The sequence below is a fragment of the Micromonospora yasonensis genome (assembly GCF_026013475.1).
Lineage (GTDB): Bacteria > Actinomycetota > Actinomycetes > Mycobacteriales > Micromonosporaceae > Micromonospora > Micromonospora yasonensis.
The window spans coordinates 18455-37397 of record NZ_JAPDPH010000051.1 but is presented as its reverse complement, the minus strand read 5'-3'; the positions used below and the strand labels follow the sequence as shown (position 1 = coordinate 37397).

Here is an 18943-nt window from a genome sequence, read left to right as displayed (position 1 = left end):
CCCTCGCCGGCCTCGGGCCGCCCCCGCTCCGCGACGGCGACCGGCTGCCGCTCGGCCCGGGGCTGGCGGCGGCGCTGCTGCCCAGCATGGTCTCGGTGGTGGCGGCGCCGGACCCGCAGCCGTGGCGCCGGCTGGCGCTCGGTGTGGTCGCGCTGGCCGCGGTGCTCGCCGGGGCGGTCCGGCGCTGGCAGGCGCCGGTGGTACTGGGCGCGGCCGCCCTGGTGCCACTCGCGCTGCACGAACTGGCCCGGGGCTGGGACCTGCTGCCCCGGTGGATCTTCCTGGGGCTGGGCGGGCTGGCGCTGATCGGGCTGGCCGCCACCTACGAGCGGCGCCGCCGCGACCTGGCCCGGCTGCGCGCCGTGGTGGGCCGGATGGGGTAGGGATAGCACCACCTGCGGTTGGGGGGTTGCCGGGATTACCCAGCGCAACCATCTTGTTCAGACTTGGTGACGGAGAGTCGCGCCGCCGGCGTGACCCACGACACCGGAGAGCAGGATCGGATGACCTCACCGACGTTGACGGCACCACCGACCCGGCGCGGCAGCGACTACGCACAGTTGTCCCGCCGGGTGGCCGGAGCCGGCCTGTTCGAGCGCCGGCCCGGCTGGTACGCGGTCCGGATCGCGCTCACCCTGGGCGTCTTCTTGGCCGGTTGGGCGCTGGTGGTGGCGGTCGGTGACTCGTGGTGGCAAGTGCCGCTGGCGGCCGGGATGGCGGTGGCCACCACCCAGGTGGCGTTCCTCGGGCACGACGCCGGCCACCGGCAGATGTTCCGTCGGCGTGGCCCGAGCGAGCTGGCCGGGCTGGTCGCCGGCAACCTCGCCGTCGGGCTGAGCTACGGCTGGTGGGTGGACAAGCACAACCGTCACCACGCCAACCCGAACCACGCCGACGAGGACCCGGACGTCGGGGCGGGCGCGCTGGTGTGGACGTACGAGCAGGCGGCGGCGACCCGTGGGTTCGGCCGGTGGCTGGCCCGGCGGCAGGCGTGGCTGTTCTTTCCGCTGCTCCTGCTGGAGGGGCTGGCGCTGCACGTGGCCAGCGTCCAGGCGCTGGTCGGCCGGGAGCCGGACGGCCGGTGGCGGACCCCGGTGCGGCACCGCGCGGTGGAGGCGCTGCTGCTCGTCGCGCACGCCGTCGGCTACCTCGGCCTGCTGTTCGCGGTGATGTCGCCGGGGAAGGCCCTGCTCTTCGTCGCCGTCCACCAGGGGTTGTGGGGGCTCTACATGGGGTGCGCGTTCGCGCCCAACCACAAGGGCATGCCGATGCCGACCGCCGACGACGACCTCGACTTCCTGCGCAAGCAGGTGCTCACCTCGCGGAACGTGCGGGGTGGCCGGTTCGTGGACGTGGCGCTGGGGGCGTTGAACTACCAGATCGAGCACCACCTCTTCCCGAACATGCCCCGGGCCAACCTGCGCCGGGCCCAGCCGATCGTCCGGGCGCACTGCGCGGAACACGGCATCCCGTACGTGGAGACCGGGCTGGTCGAGTCGTACCGGCAGGCGCTGGCGCACCTGCACGAGGTGGGCCGCCCGCTCCGGCGCGGCTAACCCGGCGGGTCGGCGCGGGCTCCCCGCCATGCCGGAACAGGGGCCCGGCCGGCCCTGCCGGTAGGGTCGTCGCATGGCAGACGTGCTCACCGCCGAGGCGGTGCGGGACGAACCGGGCGGGTCCACCCCGGCCCGGCGGATCGACGACATCGTCCGGAGCGCCCCATGAGATTCGAGATCAGCAAGGTGCTGGACGCCATCGAGGGGCGGGTCACCACCGACCCCTCGCTGGCTCGCGCCGTGGTCGACCTGGCCGAGGTGATCCGCTGGCAGGACCTGGACGGCGGCCGGCCGGCCAGCCTGCTGCGGCTCGGCATGGTGATCGACGCCCTCGCCCGTGAGCTGGGGGAGGACAGCGTGCCGGTCTACGCGATCGTGCACCGGGCCCTGCTCTCCGACGCGGACCTGACCTCCAACGAGCGGATGGTGGTCCGCCGCTGGGCCGACGACGGCCTGGTCGAGGTGCTGGACCACCCGGGTGACCGGGTGCTCGAGGTGGCCGACCTGCTCGGCCTGCCGGTGCTCAGCCGGGTCCGGTTCGACGGGCTGGGCGGCCGCTACCCGTGGCTCGGGCAGGCCGGGCGGGTGCTCGCCCCGGTGCCCGGCGCCGGTGGACCGGTGTTCATCGCGCACGTCGGCGGCGGGCAGAGCCCGGCCTCCGGCGGCCGTTCGCCGGCCGGTGCGAAGCTGCTCACCCGGCAGTGGCGCTGCCCCGAACCCGGGTGCGCCCTCTTCGGCGGCGGCGGGGGTGGCGGCGCCTTCGCCGACCTGGCCCGGGCGGACCGCGCCCCGGCCGGCCAGCCCCCGCCCACCCTGCGCAACGGCGTGCCGACCTGTCCCCGGCACGGCGCCCGGCTCGGCGACGCCGGGCCGCGCCCGCGTACGGAGGTGCTGGCGGTCCGGATCGGCGGGCTGGTGCGGCGGCGGTTCGCGCTCACCGAGGCCCAGCCGGTGCTGGTCGGCCGGGCGCCGGACCCGGCCGACGGCATCCTGCTCGGCCAGTGGCTCAACGACGAGGCGCGGCGGTGGATCAGCCGCAGCCACGTGCGGTTCGAGCTGAGAGTGGGTGAGGTGATCGTGACCGACATCAGCACCAACGGCTCGGGCGTCCGGCCCGGCGGCTCGATGGCCGAGGCGGACCGGATCGCGCTCGCCCCGCAGCAGTCCCGGGTGCTGGCCGAGGGGGACGTGGTCGAGCTCTACCCGGGCGTGCAGGTCGGCCGGGCCGACGAGCTGCCCAGCGACGCGAAGTTCAGCCCGACCTCGGTGATGGCCGACGCGCCCACCATGGCGATGCGGCTGCCGCGCCCCTGACGCCGACGACGAAGGGCGCCGGGACCGTCATGGTCCCGGCGCCCTTCCGCGTACGGCGGGATCAGCCCGCGAGCACGGCGGCGAGCTGGGCCACCGCGTGGTCGATCTCCTCCTCGGTGATCACCAGCGGCGGGGCGAGCCGGATGGTCGAACCGTGGGTGTCCTTGGCCAGGACGCCTCGCTCCATCAGCCGCTCGCAGGCCTGCCGGCCGGTCATCAGCGCCGGGTCGATGTCCAGCCCGGCCCAGAGGCCCCGGCCCCGGACCGCGACCAGGCCCTTGCCGACCAGGCCGCGCAGCCCGGCGTGCAGCCGCTCGCCCAGCTCGGCCGAGCGCCGCTGGAACTCGCCGGTGGCCAGCAGCCGGACCACCTCGGTGGCGACGGCGCAGGCCAGCGGGTTGCCGCCGAAGGTCGAGCCGTGCTGGCCCGGCTTGAGCACGCCGAGCACGTCGGCGTTCGCGGCCACCGCGGAGACCGGCACGATGCCCCCGCCGAGCGCCTTGCCCAGCAGGTACATGTCCGGGACGACGCCCTCGAGGTCGCAGGCGAAGGTCGCGCCGGTGCGGCCCAGGCCCGACTGGATCTCGTCGGCGATGAACAGCACGTTCCGCTCGGTGCAGACCTCGCGGACGCCCGGCAGGTAGCCCTCCGGCGGGACCACGACACCCTGCTCGCCCTGGATCGGCTCGAGCAGCACGGCGACCGTGTTCTCGTCGATCGCGGCGGTCAGCGCGGCCAGGTCGCCGTACGGGACGACCGTGAAGCCCGGGGTGTACGGCCCGAAGTCGGCGCGGGCGTCCTCGTCGGTGGAGAAGCTGACGATGGTGGTGGTCCGGCCGTGGAAGTTCCCCTCGGCGACCACGATGTTGGCCTGCCCCGGGGTGACGCCCTTGACCTGGTAGCCCCACTTGCGGGCGACCTTGATGCCGGTCTCCACCGCCTCGGCGCCGGTGTTCATCGGCAGCACCAGCTCCTTGCCGCACAGCGCGGCCAGCTCGCGGCAGAAGTCGGCGAACTGGTCGTGGATGAACGCCCGACTGGTCAGCGTGAGCCGGTCGAGCTGCGCGTGCGCGGCCTCGATCAGCTTCGGGTGGCGGTGGCCGAAGTTCAGCGCCGAGTATCCGGCCAGGCAGTCCAGGTAGCGGCGGCCGTCCACGTCGGTCAGCCAGGCGCCCTCGGCGGACGAGATCACCACGGGCAGCGGGTGGTAGTTGTGCGCCGTGTGCCGCTCCGCGTCCTGGACGGCGGACGGCGTCCGCAGCATGTCGTCGATGATCACTTGATTGCCTTTCCCTGACGGAGTCGCAACGTGCAGCACTTCGGTCCGCCGCCGGCCTTGCGCAGCTCGGACAGGTCGATCCCGATGGTCTCGTAGCCCCGGTCGCGCAGCTTGGCGGCGAGGTCGGTGGCCTGGGCGGGGAGCACCACGTGCCGCCCGTCGCTGACCGCGTTCAGCCCCAGCACCTCGGCGTCGGCCATGGTCGCGTGGATCGCGTCCGGGAAGAGCCGGCGCAGCACCGCCTGGCTGCCCGGCGAGAACGCCTCCGGCAGGTACGCCACGGTCCGCTCGTCGAGCACGGTGAGCGCGGTGTCCAGGTGGTAGAAGCGCGGGTCCACCAGCTGCATGGTGATCACCGGGTAGCCGAAGACCTCCTGGAGCTGGGCGTGTGAGGCGTGCGCGGTGCGGAACCCGGTGCCGGCGAGCAGGTGGTCGCCGGCCAGCAGGACGTCGCCCTCACCCTCGTTGACGTGCTTCGGGTCGTGCATCTCGAAGCCGGCCGTCTCGAACCAGGCGCGGTAGGCGGGGGCCTCGTCGGCGCGCTGCGGGTCGCGGAACTGCACCGCCATGGCCTTGCCGTCGATCACCGTGCCGCCGTTTGCGGCGAAGACCATGTCCGGCAGGCCGGCGACCGGGTCGATCAGCTCGACCTCGTGGCCCAGGTCGACGTACGTCTGGCGGAGCCGCTCCCACTGCCGGATCGCCAGGTCGGCGTCGACCGGCGCGGTGGGGTCCATCCACGGGTTGATCGCGTAGTCGACCGCGAAGTACGTCGGCCGGCACATCAGAAAGCGCTGGCGGATGGCGTCCATCGTCATGTCGTGCTCCCAGTGTCGGGCGCGCCCGGCCACGGTCGGCCCACGGGCTGGCGCCGTGGTCCAACGGTATGTGGCCCGGGCCGACGACATCCACCGCGAGAAGTTGCGTACGGCGACGGATCGTTGCGTCTGGTGAGCTTCCCCCGGCGGATCGTTGCGTCATCGATGTGGGGACACGCTTCGGGGGCGGCGAAACCGCCGCCCCCGAAAGAGGTGGTGCCCGGCCGGTGAACCACCAGAGCTGATCGGGCGTGCCGGAGCTGCGCCGGCGCGCGGGACAGTGCCCGTCAGAACCAGTTGGCAAACTGTGAGTCGAGCCACTCGCGGAACCGGCCCACCCACTCGCCGTCGGTGGTCGGCCAGTCGAACTGGCCGGTCATCGCCACGACGCCGAGCACCACTGCGGCGATACCGACCACCACACCGATCAGCGCGTCGGTCTTGCCGGCCACGTGCCGGCGGCGGGTGGCGATCAGGCCCAGCACGGCGAGCACCGCGCCGACCGCGCCCAGCCCGATGCCGTACCCGGCGAGGGCGCCGGAGAGCACGAACAGGGCGCCGACCACCGACACGATCAGCCCGAGCGTGGCGAGCAGGCTGGCCCGGGGCTTCGGGCCGACCGCCACAGGGGTGGTGTCGACGTCGCGCCGCTCGACCGGCCGGTCCGGCCGGCCGTCCCCGTCCAGGTCCGCGGCCACCGGGCGGTCGGGCCGACCGTCCCGGTCCAGGTCGACGGTGCGCTCCTCGGCCGGGTCCGGGGCGACCGCGGTGCCGGTGCGCGGGGCAGCCGAGCCCAGCGGCCGGCCGGTCATCGTCCGCTCCGCGTCGCGGTCGGTGGCCGCCGACTGGCCGTCGGCCCGGGCCGCGACCGGGTTGTCGTCGTGGGCGTCAACGACGCCGTCGCCGTTCACATCCGCACTGCGCGCCGGAGCGTTCCGGCGGTGCAAAATCTTCACTTTCGTCACCTCCTGGTCAGAGCGCGGAGGCCGCGCATGACACTCAGGACGTACCCCGCCGGGGATAAGTCGACACCCGTCGACGGGTCGCACCTCCCGACCGGCGTCGCCCAGGCGGCCGGGGCTACCGTTGCCGGCGTGCCAGAGGGACACACCATCCACCGGCTGGCGGCCCGGCACGCCGAGCTCTTCGCCGGCGACAAGGTGCACGCCGCCAGCCCGCAGGGCCGCTTCGCGGAGGGTGCCGCCCGGCTCACCGGAACCGTCCTCGACGGCACCGAGGCGTACGGGAAGCACCTGCTGCACCACTTCGCCGGCGAGCTGACCCTGCACGTGCACCTCGGGCTCTACGGCAAGGTCACCGACGGCCCCGGCGAACCCCCGCCCCCGGTCGGCCAGATCCGGCTGCGGCTCGCCAGCGACCGGCACTGGCTGGACCTGCGCGGCCCGACCGCCTGCGAGCTGCTCACCCCGCCCGAGGTGACTGCGCTGCGCGGCCGGCTCGGCCCCGACCCGCTGCGCGCCGACGCCGACCCGGACCGGGCGTACGCGCGGATCCGGCGCAGTGCCACCCCGCTGGCCGCGCTGCTGCTGGACCAGTCAGTGGTGGCCGGCACCGGGCTGATCTTCGTGACGGAGGCCCTGTTCCGGGCCGGGCTGCCGCCCACTCTGCCCGGCCGCGAACTGGTCCCGGCGGGCTGGCGGGAACTCTGGGCCGACCTGGTCGCGCTGATGACCCTCGCGGTCGAGCGGGGCCGGATCGACACCGTACGGGAGATCCACCTGCCGGAGGCGATGGGCCGCGCGCCCCGGGTCGACCGGCACGGCGGCGAGGTGTACGTCTACCGCCGGCCCGGCGCGCCCTGCCACGTCTGCGGCACCGGGGTCAGCCGGGGCGAGTTGGCCGGCCGCAACCTCTACTGGTGCGCCACCTGCCAGGCCGGCTGAGGCCTTACCGGAACCGCTCACTCCTCGCCGAGCAGCCAGCGGACCACCTCGACCTGGTTCGGGAAGACCTGCCCGTTGCCGATGCTCCACGCCGTGGTGTGCACGATGGTCCAGGCCCGGACCCGTTCCCGGTCCAGGCCCAGCTCGGCGCTGAGCCGGTCCAGCCGGTGCCGGACCGCTGCCGGCGAGTGCCCCAGCTCCATCCCGCGCACGATCGGCACCGGCCCGAACTCCCGCTCGCCGACCAGGGGCTTCGGGTCGATCGCCAGCCACGGCTCCCGGCTGGCCCGGAGCACGTTGCCGGCGTGCAGGTCCTGGTTGACCAGCACCTGCTCGCCCTGGCTCGGCACCAGGTCGGCGAGCAGCCCGAGCGCGACGTCCACCAGCCGCCGCTCGTACGGCCGGTTGGCCTCCGCCCAGTCGGCCGGGATCCGCTCGGCCCAGCCGGCCGCCTCCTCGGCGAGCGGGGTGAACGGCGGGCCGGCCGGCACACCGAGCCGGGGGAGCAGCGCCACCACCGCATCCAGGGCTGCCTCGGGTGACAGTTCGGACAGCGGGGTGCCGGGCAGGCAGCGCTCCACCAGCAGCGCCCGCCGCTCCGGGTCGTGGGCCAGCAGCCGGATCGCGCCCCGGCCGGCCCAGTGCGCCAGCGCCGCCGCCTCGTGCACGCTGTCCTCGTCCGGGTACTGGAGCTTCAGCACCGCCGGGGTACCGTCCGGCAGCTCGGCCGGTACGGCCAGCGAGGCGAAGGCGTACCCGAACGGGGGTCCCACCACCCGGAGGTCCCACCGCTCGACACACTCCGCCAGCCGGTCCGGCAGCACGGCCCGCCAGGCCCGGCCGGCCGGGATCCGTTCGGTCCACCGCAGGCTCTCGGGGATCTCCATCCGGCCATCCTCGGCGCTGTCTCCCGGTCGCGTACAACCGTTTCCCGGGCGCTGGCGTCTGGAACAGCGAATCCCACGGAGGTGGCCGGATGCCGGACGCATCGGACCAGGAATACATCGAGTACGTCACCGCGCGCCTGCCGGCGCTGCGGCGGCTCGCGTACGGACTCTGCGGCGACCGCGACCAGGCCGACGACCTGGTGCAGGAGACCGCCACCCGGCTCTACCTGCGCTGGGCGCGGATCGGCGAGGTCGAGCAGCTCGACGCGTACGTCCGCACGGTGCTGGTCCGGCACTTCCTGGACACCCGGCGGCGCGGCTGGTGGCGGGTGCACCTGTTCGGCGGGCCGCCCGACGTGCGATCCACCGAGGACCGGGGCGCCGAGGACCGCACCGTGCTGCGGGACGCGCTGGCTCAGGTGCCGCCCCGCCAGCGGGCGGTGCTGGTGCTGCGTTTCCTGCACGACCTGCCGGTGGAGGAGGTGGCCCGGACGTTGGGCTGCTCGGCCGGCACGGTCAAGAGCCAGACCTCGCACGGCCTGGCGGCGATGCGACGGCTGCTCGGGGACCGCGAGCTGGCCGGCCGGACCGGAGAGGAGCGTTGATCATGAGGACCGATGACGAACACGTCGCCGACCGGCTGCGGTGGCTGGACGACGAGCCGGCCGGCCCGCCCCGGATCGACCTGCCGGGGGCGATGCGGGAGGCGCGCCGGCGGCGACGTAACCGCCGGGTGGCGGCGGCCGGGGCCGTTGCGCTGGGCGTGCTGGCGGTGGCCGCGCTGCCGGCGGCGCTGCACGGGGACGGGCGGGCGGCGCCTGCGCCGGCCGCGAGCCCCAGCCCGTCGATGCCGTTGCCGGAACCGCGGCCGACCGGCCCGTGGCAGGGGGTGTGCAGGGCCGAGCTGCTGCCCGTGCCGGGCGATCCACGGGCCGCGGTCACCGGCGGTGACCCGGACGGCCGGTGGCTGGTCGGCCGTCGGGCCCCGCAGGGGCAGGGTCGGATGGATTTCGGCCTGCTGATCTGGGAGGGGGACCGGGTCCGGGAGGTCGAGCTGCCGGGCTCGATGCAGGAGTTGAAGGATGTGAACCGGGCAGGCCTGGCGGTGGGTTCATCGTTAGCGGCCGGCAACGAGTGGCAGGCGTGGGCGGTGCGCAACGGTGAGGTCATCGGTCTGCCCGGGTTGACGTCCGGGGGTGCGACGGCCGTCAACGACGCCGGCCGGATCGTCGGCTACCGCAATCTGCTTCCCGGGAAACCCTGGATCCGACGGCCGGTGGTCTGGGACTCATACCGGAGCCAGTCGGTCGACCTGCCGCTGCCCGGCCCGCAGTGGGAGGGCACGGCCGTCGGCATCGACGAGGACGGCACCATCCTGGCCGCGATGTCCGACGGGCACCCGGACAAGCCCACCCGCGCGGTGGTGTGGCGTCCGGGCGCCGCCCGGCCGGAGGTGCTGCCGTTGCCGCGGGTGCCCGGCGGGAAGGCCGACCGGTTCCTGCCCCTGTCGTTGGCCGGTGGCTGGGTGACCGGCACCGCCGAACGCGACACCAAGGTGGTTCCCCGGAACGGCATAACCAGGTACCCGGTGCGGATCGACCTGCGGACCGGGCAGGCGGACGTACTGAAGGGCGTCCTCTGGTCAGGGACCGGCAACGGTCGGGGCTGGATGGCCGGTTGGGTCTCCGATGACGTCCCCGGCATGATCACCGACACGAGGTCGGTGAAGCTGCCCGTGCCGGACGACTGGCGCGGCGAGCGGCAGGGCGGGGTGACCAGTTTCAGCGACGACGGCCGGGTGCTCGGCGGGAAGCTCGAGCGCAACGACCAGGACGTCCGGCCGGTCCGCTGGACCTGCCGGTGACCGGTCCGGGGGCGGTCCCGCACCGCCCCCGGACCGGAGCCCTCAGCGCAGCCGGCGGATGTCGCCGTACGCCCGGTAGAAGCCGCCCCGCCCGGACTCCCGGACCTCGGTGACCAGGTAGCGCGCCCCCGGCTCGCGGATGCCCTTGGGAAACTGCACCGACCAGCCGCGGTGGTAGCCGTCGGAGAGCACGTGGATGCGCATCCGGCCGCCCTGCTCGACGCACTGCACCACCACGCCGGACCGGTCGTCGGTGGTCACCTCCACCGATGTCCAGGCGGCCGGCTCGGGCATGCGGGCCGGCGCCTTGACGTCCACCACGTCGGGCACGTCGCCCGCCTCGGCCGCCCGGATCGCCGGCTCGCTGGCGTCGATGCAGGCCAGGTGGCCACTGGTGGTCACCACGTAGAGCCGCTCCTGGTGGTACTGCATCGAGTACGCCGAGCCGCAGCCGGTGCCGAGCTTCCACAGCCGGTTGCCGGCCTCGTCGAAGCAGTAGATCGAGGAGGCGCTGTCCCCGGCGAAGACGTACCGGCCGCCCTCGGCGGTGGCGCAGGAGAAGACCGCGGCGTCGCAGCGGTACGTCCGCTCGGCCCGTCCGTCCTTGCGCAGCCGCACCACCTCACGGGTGCCGGTGCCGGCGAACACGGTGTCGCGCTCCTGCCAGCCGAAGAGCACCGCCCCGGTCCGGGTGTGCCACAGCTCCTGCCCGGTCCGCCAGTCGTAGCCGGTGACCCCCTGGGAGTGGCCGTGGTAGAGCGCGTCGGTGTCGCAGCGCACCATCCAGGCGGACCGGCCCCGCCCCGGCCGGCGCCAGAGGAACTCGTCCTCGTGGTCGATCGCGGCGATCCCACCCTCGCGGTCGGAGACGCCGAGCACGCCGTCGTGGATGTCCAGCCAGTAGATGTCGATGTCCGGGGCGATCGCGTACGCCACCCGGGGCACCTTGCCCGACAGGTCGTAGACGTTGCCGTCGTCGCAGCCCGCGTAGATCCAGGCGTCGTCGGCCACGATGCACTTCACCCCGTCGGGGAGCCGGACCTGGTTGAGCACCCGGGCGTCGTGGTCCAGCGTGGTGATCACGCCGTACTCGTTGCCGACCATGCAGGTCTGCCCGTCGATGAAGATGCCGAACGCGGGCGCCCCGGAGTGGTAGCGCCAGAGGACCGGGGCGGTGCGGGCGGTGGAGCGGGTGCTCACGATCTGCCGGCGGGACACCGCCCGCTTCTGGCGTACGCCGCGCACCGCCGGGGCGTACCCCTTGCGGATCTTTTCGCCGATCTTCTTCGCCGCGGCGGCCCGGGCCCGGGCGTTGTCCGGGAAGGTGCTGGTCTTCACCTGGCCCTGGTCGCCGATCCGCCCGTAGCGCACGGTCATCGCGGTGTCGTCCACCGCGATCTCGTAGAACTTGTGCGCTCCACCGTCCACTTCGGACAGTTCGAGGTAGGTCGTCTCCTGTGACATGGGGATGCCTCCGAGGGGAAGTGCCGGACCCGGCAACGCGACAGCGCGCACACGCTAACCCCGCCCCCCGACAAGAACGGGTTGTTAAAAGGGGGCCCCTGCTATGCGAAAGGCGTTAAGAAGGGGCCCTTCCTTACCGGCGGCCGGTGCCGGCGAGGGCGTCGACGGCCTTGCGGGCGGCGATCAGCACCGGATCCCAGACCGGCGCGAACGGCGGGGCGTAGCCGAGGTCCAGCGCGGTCATCTCGTCCACCGTCATGCCATTCCACAGCGCCACGGCCAGCGCGTCGATCCGCTTGGCCGCCTCGGACCAGCCGACGATCTGCGCCCCGAGCAGCCGGCCGCCGGGCCGTTCGGCGATCAGCTTGACCGTCATGGTCCGGGCGCCGGGGTAGTAGCCGGCCCGGTTGGTCGACTCGGCCAGCACCGTGACGAATTCGAACCCGGCCGCGGTGGCGTCCCGCTCGCGCAGGCCGGTCCGCCCCACCTCCAGGTCGCAGACCTGGGTCACGGCGGTGCCGATGACGCCGGGGAAGGTGGCGTACCCGCCGCCGATGTTGATCCCGGCGACCCGGCCCTGCTTGTTGGCGTGGGTGCCGAGCGGCACGTGCACCGGCATACCGCTGACCCGGTGCAGCGTCTCCACGCAGTCGCCGGCGGTCCAGACGCCGGGCACCCCGGGCACTCGCATCCGCCGGTCGCAGCGGATCCCGCCGGTCGGTCCGAGCGGCAGGCCGGCCGCCGCGGCGAGCGCGGTGTTCGGGCGTACGCCGAGACCCAGGATCACCACGTCGGCCGGGATCGGCCCCTCGTCGGTGACCACCGCGGCGATCCGCCCGTCCCGAGCCTCCAGGCCGGTGACCCGCAGGTCGGTACGGATGCCGATGCCGAACCCCCGCATGGCCTCGGCGACCAGCTCGGCCATGTCCGCGTCCACCGTGGACATGGGCTGGTCGGCCTGCTCGACCAGGTTGACGGTGAGCCCGCGGGCGACCAGCGATTCGGCCATCTCGACGCCGATGTAGCCGCCGCCGACCACCACCGCGTGGCGGGGCCGCGGGTCGCGTTCCAGCCAGTCGAGCAGCGCGGTGCCGTCGTCGAGGGTCTGCATGCCGAAGACCCCGTCGATGTCGTCGCGCACCCAGTCGGGCCGCACCGGCACCGCGCCGGTCGCGTACACCAGGTTGTCGAAGCCCGCGCGGACCGTGCCGCCGCCGGCCAGGTCCCGGGCGACCACCTCGCGGCGGTCCAGGTCGATGGCCGTGACCTCGTGCCGCAGCCGGACGTCGATGTCGAACGTGTCGCGGAAGGTCGCCGGGTCGCGGGCGATCAGCTGGTCCCGCTCCGGGACCAGGCCGCTGATCCAGTACGGGATGCCACAGGCCGAGTAGGAGGTGAAGTGCCCCCGCTCGAAAACCACGATCTCCAGGTCGGCGGGGTTCCGGCGGCGCCGGGCCTGGGACGCCGCCGCCATCCCGGCCGCGTCCCCGCCGACGACGATCAGCTGTTCCGCCACGCAGCCCATCCTGTCACGGGGAGATCGAGCGCGGGCGCGGTCGCCGTGCCGGGACAGCTCGGGGCGGACCCGGTCGACCAGCCGGTCCAGCAGCTCCGCAGGCTCAGGTTTCTCTCAGCGACTTCACGGGCAGGACCGGGGGTTCGGCGGGGTTCCCGCGACTACGATGGGCCCGGCCTGACGCCCGGCCCGCGTCGGTCACCGGCAGTGAGGGAGGCGGCGTTGACCTCAAGCACCGCGTCACGGAAGGTGAACGACGCCCGGCGTGCCGGCGGGGGGTGGCGACGCCAGGTGCCGCGGGCGTTCGCGACCCTGCTCTGGGTGGTCGCGGTGGTCTGCGCGCTGGCCGCGGTGAGCAGTGCCGCCCGGCTGGAGTTCCAGCCGGTCCGGAAGGCGATCGACGCGCTGCTGGTGCCCGCGCCGGCCAACCTGGCGTACGCGGTCTTCCTCGGCACCCTCGCCTCGGCGGTGCTGCGCCGCAAGCGGCTCGCGTACTGGGTGCTGGTCGCGTACTTCAGCCTCACCCTGCTGGTCGGCCTGCTGGCCGGGGTGGTGCTGCTGACCGTGGGGGGCAATGATCTCACCGACGACGCCGGGGAGCGGCTGTTCGACACTCTGGAGACGGTCGGGGTGTGGGTCGGCATCGTCTTCGCCGCCGTCGCGCTGGCCCTGCTGCTCGCCGCCCGGCGCGAGTTCTACGCCCGGGTCCGCCGCGGCAGTACCTTCCGGGCCCTGGGTGTCTTCCTCGGCCTGGCCGTGCTCTCCGTCGGGCTCGGCTACCTGCTGCTCCTCATCGAGCCGGGCAGCCTGCACACCTGGTCGGACCGGCTGGGGTACGCGGTCGAGAAGGTGTTCGGTGGCGCGATCACGCTGGACCTGACCCGGAAGGGCCACGCGCCCGGCTGGGTCAACCTGGTGCTCGGCGGGCTCGGCGCGATCAGCTTCGTGGCCGGCCTGTTCACCCTGGTCCGGTCGCAGCGGGCCAACGCGGTGCTGCACCCGGACGAGGAGGAGCGGATCCGCGAACTGCTCGCCCGGTACGGCGACCGCGACTCGCTCGGCTACTTCGCGACCCGCCGGGACAAGGCCGCCATCTTCTCGCCGAGCGGCAAGGCGGTGATCACCTACCGGGTGGTCAACGGGGTCAGCCTGGCCAGCGGCGACCCGGTCGGCGACCCGGAGGCGTGGGGCCCGGCCATCGAGGCGTGGCTCGGCCAGGCCCGCGAGTACGCCTGGACGCCGGCGGTGCTCGGCGCGAGCGAGGCCGGGGCACGGGCGTACCACCGGCACGGGCTGAAGGTGCTCCAGCTGGGCGACGAGGCGATCCTGCTGACCCGCGAGTTCGACCTGGACGGCCGGGACATGCGTCCGGTGCGCCAGGCGGTGCACCGGGTGGAGCGGGCCGGCTACACCGCCCGGGTACGCCGGCACGCGGAGATCCCGCCCGAGGAACTGGCTCGGCTGGCCGGCCTGGCCACGGCGTGGCGGGACACCGAGCAGGAGCGCGGCTTCTCGATGGCGCTGGGCCGGCTCGGCGATCCGGCCGACGGCGAGTGCGTGCTGGTCGAGGCGCGGGACGGTGAGGGCCGGGTGTGCGGCCTGCTGTCGTTCAGCCCGTGGGGCGCGCACGGGGTATCGCTGGACCTGATGCGCCGGGACCGGAGCGCCGAGAACGGCGTCACCGAGTTCATGGTGGCGGCGCTGCTGGCGGGCGGCCCCCGGATCGGCGTCGAGCGGGTCTCGCTGAACTTCGCGGCGTTCCGCTCGGTGTTCGAGCAGGGCGCCCGGATCGGCGCCGGCCCGGTCATCCGGCTCTGGCGGGGCCTGCTGCTCTTCTTCTCCCGGTGGTGGCAGCTGGAGTCGCTCTACCTGTCCAACGCCAAGTACCAGCCGCACTGGACGCCGCGCTACCTGTGCTTCGCGGAGCGCCGGGAGCTGGCCCGGGTGGGCATCGCGGCGGCGGCCGCCGAGGGCTTCCTGGCCCTGCCCGGCGGCCGGCCCGCCCCGCTGCACGGGGTGCCGCCGGCCGGCGGCGGCGTCGGTTACGTGCCGCCGGCCGCCGCGGCGGTCCGGGCCGTCCCGTCCGAGCCCGCCCCGGTGCAGCGGCCGGAGCAGGTCCGGGTACGCCTGGCCAAGCTCGACCGGCTCCGCGCCGAGGGGATCGATCCGTACCCGGTGGGCTACCCGCGGACGGAGCGCTGCGCGGCGGTGCGGGAGCGGCACGCCGGACTGGCCCCGGACACCGGAACCGGGGAGACCGTGGCGGTGGCCGGCCGGGTGATGCTGGTCCGCGACCACGGCCGGGTGCTCTTCGCCACCGTGCGGGACGGCAGCGGCGATCTCCAGCTGATGCTGGAGCACGACCTGGACCGCTGGCGGGCCGCCGTGGACATCGGCGACCACGTCGGGGCCACCGGCGAGGTGTACGCGACGAAGCACGGCGAGGTGTCGGTGCGGGTGGCCGACTGGCAGCTCACCGCGAAGTGCCTGCATCCGCTGCCGGACAAGCACCACGGGCTGGCCGACCCGGAGGCTCGGGTCCGGCAGCGCTACCTCGATCTGGCCATCAACGCCGACGCGCGGGACCTGCTGCGGGCCCGCGGCGCGGCCCTGCACAGCCTGCGCTCCGCGCTGGTCGGGCGGGGCTTCCTGGAGGTGGAGACGCCGATTCTCCAGCGGGTGCACGGCGGGGCCAACGCCCGCCCGTTCGTCACCCACAGCAACGCGTACGACCTGCGGCTGAGCCTGCGCATCGCGCCCGAGCTGTACCTGAAGCGGCTGGCCGTGGGCGGGGTCGAGCGGGTGTACGAGCTGGGCCGGGCGTTCCGCAACGAGGGCGTCGACGCCACCCACAACCCGGAGTTCACCGTGCTGGAGGCGTACCAGGCGTACGCCGACTACCACGACATGCGGGCGCTGGCCCGGGAGCTGATCGTGGCGGCGGCGGTGGCCGTGCACGGCGAGCCGGTCGCCCGCCGCCCCGGCGGCGAGCTGGTCGACCTCGGTGGTGAGTGGCCGGCCCGTACGGTCAACGAGGCGATCTCCACCGCCCTGGGCGAGGAGGTCACGGCCGACACCGACGTGGCCGCGCTGCGCAAGTTCTGCGACGCCGCCGGGGTGCCGTACGACCCGCGGTGGGAGCGGGGCGCGGTGCTGCTGGAGCTGTACGAGCGGTTGGTCGAGGCGCGCACCGAGGTGCCCACGTTCTACCTGGACTTCCCGACCGACGTGTCGCCGCTGACCCGGCAGCACCGGCGCGACCCGCGGCTGGCCGAGCGGTGGGACCTGGTCGCCTTCGGGATGGAGCTGGGCACCGCGTACACCGAGCTGGTCGATCCGACCGAGCAGCGGCGCCGGCTGACCGAGCAGTCGCTGAAGGCCGCCGGCGGTGACCCGGAGGCGATGGAGCTCGACGAGGACTTCCTCACCGCGTTGGAGTACGCCATGCCGCCCACCGGCGGCCTCGGACTCGGCGTGGACCGCCTGGTGATGCTCCTGACCGGCCGCTCGATCCGCGAAACCCTGCCCTTCCCCCTGGTCCGCGAATCCTCCTGACCCCGCCCGACGAGCGGGCCGGCGGGGGTGACAGCGGGTTCTAGGCTGGGCGGCGTGCCGGGGGTGCTGGCGGTGACGAGCGCGTGGGCGTACGCCCTCGCCCAGCTCACCGTGCTCGCGGACCGCCCGGCGACGCTGCTCGCCGGCGCGGCGGTGGCCGCCGCGCTGCTGCTGGCCACGCTGCTCGCGCTCCGGTCCCGGGCGGTGCCCGGCGCGCCCGGCGCGACCCGGCACGCGACCGCCCTGCGGGCCCGGGCCCGGGGCCGTCGGGTGCCCCGGCAGGCCGACCCGGACGCCGCCGGCCGGCCGCGTCCCCGCGCGCCCGGCCTGCGCCCCTCGGCCGCGTAGCGCTCCGCCCTCCCCGGTCCCCGCCGGGCACGGCGGGCGGCTGCGCGGCCGGTTCCGTCGTCATCCGTCCCGATCGGACGCGTCGTCCCGTCGGGGCATCCGGGTATCGGACCGAGGGGTTCCCCATGCTTGCCTTCGCACCACTGCACACCGCGGCGTCCGTCGCCGCCACCGTCGTCACCTGGCTCGCCGACACGCTCGCGCCGCTGGCCGGCGGGGCCGCCACGGCCGCCGCCATCGTCCTGTTCACCGTCGGCGTCCGGCTGCTGATCTCGCCGCTCAGCCTGGCCCAGGTCCGCGGGGAGCGGCGCCGCGCGGCGCTCGCCCCCGAAGTCCGCGACCTCCAACGGAGGTACGCCGACGACCCCGCCCGCCTGCAGAGTGAGCTCTTCGCGCTCTACCGGCGGGCCGGGGCCAGCCCGGTCGCGGGCTGCCTGCCGGCGCTGTTGCAGGCGCCGTTCTTCCTGGTCATGTACCGCCTCTTCGCCACCGGTGACGGCCTCGACGACTCCAGCTCGGCGAGTCTGACGCCGCGCAGCGACCTGGAGCCGTCGGGCGCGCTGCTGGACGAGAAGTTGGCCGGGGTCCCGCTGGGCTGGCACCTCGGCGACGGGCTCTCCGTGGCCGTGGTGGCGGTGTTCGGGGTGCTGCTGGCCGCGTTGCTCGCGCTGGCCTGGTGGTCATCCCGGCGGGCCCGCCGTGCGGCGGCCACCGGCGCCGTGGCCGGTACGCCGACCGAGGGGCCGGGCGCGGCCGCGCTGGCCCGGGTGCTGCCGCTGCTGCCGTACACCACCGTGCTGGTGGCCCTGGTGGTGCCGCTGGCGGCGGTGCTCTACCTGGTCACCGCCACCGCGTGGACCGCACTGGAGCAGGCCGTGCTGCGCCGGCCGCAGCCGGCATCCATCGACGTGCGTTGACAAGGCGGGGGCCGGGGGCGTAGAAAACGCTCCAGAGAGCGCTCTCTTGCCCCCGTCCCGCAGAGAGGCATCCCGATGAATCCTGCCCCGGCGGCCTCGGCCGCCCCATCCACCCTGCGCCGCCCACGCCGGCGGCTCGCCCTGGCCGCGTTCGCGGTCGCCACCACCACCGTCCTCGCCGCCGTCTCCGTCACCGCCCACGCCGCCGTGCCGCCGCCCCCGACCGGCTGGAGTCTGGTGTGGAGCGACGACTTCACCGGCGCGGCCGGGACCCTGCCCTCGTCCGCCAACTGGATCATCGACACCGGCACCAGCTACCCGGGCGGCCCGGCCAACTGGGGCACCGGCGAGATCCAGACGTACACCTCGAGCACCGCCAACCTGTCCCAGGACGGCGCCGGCAACCTGCGGATCACCCCGTTGCGCGACGCCGGCGGCCGGTGGACCTCGGCCCGGATCGAGACGGTCCGCACCGACTTCAAGCCGCCGGCCGGGGGAGTGCTGGCGATCGAGGGCCGGATCCAGATGCCGAACGTCACCGGCGCGGAGGCGGCCGGCTACTGGCCGGCGTTCTGGTCGCTCGGCTCGCCGTACCGGGGCAACTACCAGAACTGGCCGAGCATCGGCGAGATCGACGTGATGGAGAACGTCAACGGGCTCAACCAGGTCTGGGGGACGCTGCACTGCGGCTACGCCCCGGGCGGCCCGTGCAACGAGTTCAACGGCCTCGGCAACACCCGGGCCTGCCCCGGCAGCAGTTGCCAGTCCGCCTTCCACACCTACCGCACCGAGTGGGACGCCTCGGTCACTCCCCAGCAACTGCGCTGGTACGTGGACGGCCAACTCTTCCACACCGTCAGCCAGAACCAGGTCGGTGACCCGTACTGGGGCCAGATGACCAACCACGGCGGCTACTTCCTGCTGCTCAACGTGGCGATGGGTGGCTCGTTCCCCAACGGGGTGGCCGGCTACGGCACGCCGACCTCGTCGACCGTCTCCGGCCGGCCGATGCTGGTCGACTACGTGGCGGTCTACGGCAGGGGTGGTGGCGGACCGTCGCCGACCCCGACCACCCCGCCGCCGGGCGGCACGGTCGACGCGTACTCGACCATCCAGGCCGAGGCGTACAACGCCCAGAACGGGGTGCAGGTGGAGGCGTGCGCCGAGGGTGGCCAGAACATCGGCTGGCTCGCCAACGGCGACTGGGCCCGCTACGACAACGTGGACTTCGGCGGCACCCCGCCGAAGGATTTCCTGGCCCGGGTCGCCTCCGGCGCGTCGGCCGGGGTGAGTGGCCTGGTCGAGGTCCGGGTGGACAGCCCGACCGCCCCGCCGATCGGCAGCTTCGCGATCGCCAACACCGGCGGCTGGCAGAGCTGGCGCTCGGTGCCGGGCAACATCGGCGCGGTCACCGGGCGGCACACCGTCTACCTGACGTTCAGCAGCGGCCAGCCGGCCGACTTCGTCAACGTCAACTGGTTCACCTTCCGCCACTGAGGTGACAGGAGGGGCCCCTTCTGA

General features: G+C 74.3%; 16 protein-coding genes. 10 read left to right on the top strand and 6 right to left on the bottom strand.

The window, feature by feature from the left end; translation table 11 throughout:
• The 3 genes from ONA70_RS13645 to ONA70_RS13635 form a co-directional block, all read left to right on the top strand.
• Positions 1-383, top strand: a 383-nt coding sequence (locus ONA70_RS13645; RefSeq protein WP_406601189.1) for an SCO7613 C-terminal domain-containing membrane protein, incomplete at its 5' end; no start/stop codon positions are given.
• A 120-nt stretch (positions 384-503) separates the two neighbouring features.
• Positions 504-1556 (top strand): fatty acid desaturase family protein, encoded by a 1053-nt coding sequence (locus ONA70_RS13640; protein WP_265006773.1) that lies wholly within the window; start codon positions 504-506, stop codon positions 1554-1556.
• A gap of 165 nt (positions 1557-1721) precedes the next feature.
• Complete coding sequence (locus ONA70_RS13635; protein WP_265006772.1) at positions 1722-2870, top strand: FHA domain-containing protein; 1149 nt, start codon at positions 1722-1724, stop codon at positions 2868-2870.
• 61 nt (positions 2871-2931) lie between these two features.
• Here ONA70_RS13635 and rocD read toward each other — a convergent pair whose 3' ends face one another.
• The 3 genes from rocD to ONA70_RS13620 form a co-directional block, all read right to left on the bottom strand.
• The gene (rocD, locus tag ONA70_RS13630; RefSeq protein ID WP_265006778.1) at positions 2932-4146 is read right to left on the bottom strand and encodes an ornithine--oxo-acid transaminase; all 1215 of its coding nucleotides are present in this window, start codon (positions 4144-4146) and stop codon (positions 2932-2934) included.
• The gene (ddaH, locus tag ONA70_RS13625) at positions 4146-4961 is read right to left on the bottom strand and encodes a dimethylargininase (protein ID WP_265006777.1); all 816 of its coding nucleotides are present in this window, start codon (positions 4959-4961) and stop codon (positions 4146-4148) included. Before ddaH ends, rocD begins: the two co-directional genes overlap by 1 nt.
• A gap of 293 nt (positions 4962-5254) precedes the next feature.
• A complete protein-coding gene (locus tag ONA70_RS13620) occupies positions 5255-5923 on the bottom strand; it encodes a thrombospondin (RefSeq protein WP_265006771.1) in 669 nt (222 codons plus the stop codon).
• A 138-nt stretch (positions 5924-6061) separates the two neighbouring features.
• Here ONA70_RS13620 and ONA70_RS13615 point away from each other — a divergent pair, with 138 nt between their 5' ends.
• A complete protein-coding gene (locus ONA70_RS13615) occupies positions 6062-6871 on the top strand; it encodes an Fpg/Nei family DNA glycosylase (protein WP_265006770.1) in 810 nt (269 codons plus the stop codon).
• Between the two features lie 17 nt (positions 6872-6888).
• Here ONA70_RS13615 and ONA70_RS13610 read toward each other — a convergent pair whose 3' ends face one another.
• Positions 6889-7758 carry an aminoglycoside phosphotransferase family protein gene (locus ONA70_RS13610; protein WP_265006769.1) on the bottom strand — a complete coding sequence of 290 codons (870 nt, stop codon included), beginning with the start codon at positions 7756-7758 and terminating at the stop codon, positions 6889-6891.
• An 89-nt stretch (positions 7759-7847) separates the two neighbouring features.
• Between ONA70_RS13610 and ONA70_RS13605 the strand changes: the two genes are divergently transcribed.
• Both ONA70_RS13605 and ONA70_RS13600 read left to right on the top strand, forming a co-directional pair.
• Positions 7848-8363, top strand: coding sequence for a SigE family RNA polymerase sigma factor (locus ONA70_RS13605; protein ID WP_265006768.1), 516 nt, complete (start codon positions 7848-7850; stop codon positions 8361-8363).
• Between the two features lie 2 nt (positions 8364-8365).
• A complete protein-coding gene (locus ONA70_RS13600; RefSeq protein ID WP_265006767.1) occupies positions 8366-9622 on the top strand; it encodes a hypothetical protein in 1257 nt (418 codons plus the stop codon).
• Between the two features lie 42 nt (positions 9623-9664).
• Here the strand turns inward: ONA70_RS13600 and ONA70_RS13595 are convergent, their stop codons facing one another.
• Together ONA70_RS13595 and ONA70_RS13590 are read right to left on the bottom strand one after the other, a co-directional pair.
• A complete protein-coding gene (locus tag ONA70_RS13595; RefSeq protein WP_265006766.1) occupies positions 9665-11086 on the bottom strand; it encodes a WGR domain-containing protein in 1422 nt (473 codons plus the stop codon).
• A 133-nt stretch (positions 11087-11219) separates the two neighbouring features.
• Positions 11220-12602 (bottom strand): FAD-dependent oxidoreductase, encoded by a 1383-nt coding sequence (locus ONA70_RS13590; protein ID WP_265006765.1) that lies wholly within the window; start codon positions 12600-12602, stop codon positions 11220-11222.
• Between the two features lie 222 nt (positions 12603-12824).
• Here ONA70_RS13590 and lysX point away from each other — a divergent pair, with 222 nt between their 5' ends.
• The 4 genes from lysX to ONA70_RS13570 all read left to right on the top strand — a co-directional run bounded on the left by lysX (position 12825) and on the right by ONA70_RS13570 (position 18919).
• Positions 12825-16157 carry a bifunctional lysylphosphatidylglycerol synthetase/lysine--tRNA ligase LysX gene (lysX, locus tag ONA70_RS13585; protein WP_265006764.1) on the top strand — a complete coding sequence of 1111 codons (3333 nt, stop codon included), beginning with the start codon at positions 12825-12827 and terminating at the stop codon, positions 16155-16157.
• A 54-nt stretch (positions 16158-16211) separates the two neighbouring features.
• Entirely contained in the window at positions 16212-16505 is a 294-nt protein-coding gene (locus ONA70_RS13580) for a DUF6412 domain-containing protein (protein ID WP_265006763.1), read from the top strand.
• A 125-nt stretch (positions 16506-16630) separates the two neighbouring features.
• Complete coding sequence (locus ONA70_RS13575; RefSeq protein ID WP_265006762.1) at positions 16631-17422, top strand: YidC/Oxa1 family membrane protein insertase; 792 nt, start codon at positions 16631-16633, stop codon at positions 17420-17422.
• A gap of 75 nt (positions 17423-17497) precedes the next feature.
• Positions 17498-18919, top strand: coding sequence for a carbohydrate-binding protein (locus ONA70_RS13570; RefSeq protein ID WP_265006761.1), 1422 nt, complete (start codon positions 17498-17500; stop codon positions 18917-18919).
• Positions 18920-18943 lie beyond the last annotated feature (24 nt).

What these genes read in the sequence shown, in the direction of transcription:
- ONA70_RS13635 (WP_265006772.1), top strand. Translation starts at nt 1,722, where the DNA reads ATGAGATTCGAGATCAGCAAGGTGCTGGACGCCATCGAGGGGCGGGTC.
- ONA70_RS13570 (WP_265006761.1), top strand. Translation starts at nt 17,498, where the DNA reads ATGAATCCTGCCCCGGCGGCCTCGGCCGCCCCATCCACCCTGCGCCGC.
- ONA70_RS13575 (WP_265006762.1), top strand. Translation starts at nt 16,631, where the DNA reads ATGCTTGCCTTCGCACCACTGCACACCGCGGCGTCCGTCGCCGCCACC.
- ONA70_RS13595 (WP_265006766.1), bottom strand. Translation starts at nt 11,086, where the DNA reads ATGTCACAGGAGACGACCTACCTCGAACTGTCCGAAGTGGACGGTGGA.
- ONA70_RS13605 (WP_265006768.1), top strand. Translation starts at nt 7,848, where the DNA reads ATGCCGGACGCATCGGACCAGGAATACATCGAGTACGTCACCGCGCGC.
- ONA70_RS13600 (WP_265006767.1), top strand. Translation starts at nt 8,366, where the DNA reads ATGAGGACCGATGACGAACACGTCGCCGACCGGCTGCGGTGGCTGGAC.
- ONA70_RS13640 (WP_265006773.1), top strand. Translation starts at nt 504, where the DNA reads ATGACCTCACCGACGTTGACGGCACCACCGACCCGGCGCGGCAGCGAC.
- ddaH (WP_265006777.1), bottom strand. Translation starts at nt 4,961, where the DNA reads ATGGACGCCATCCGCCAGCGCTTTCTGATGTGCCGGCCGACGTACTTC.
- ONA70_RS13610 (WP_265006769.1), bottom strand. Translation starts at nt 7,758, where the DNA reads ATGGAGATCCCCGAGAGCCTGCGGTGGACCGAACGGATCCCGGCCGGC.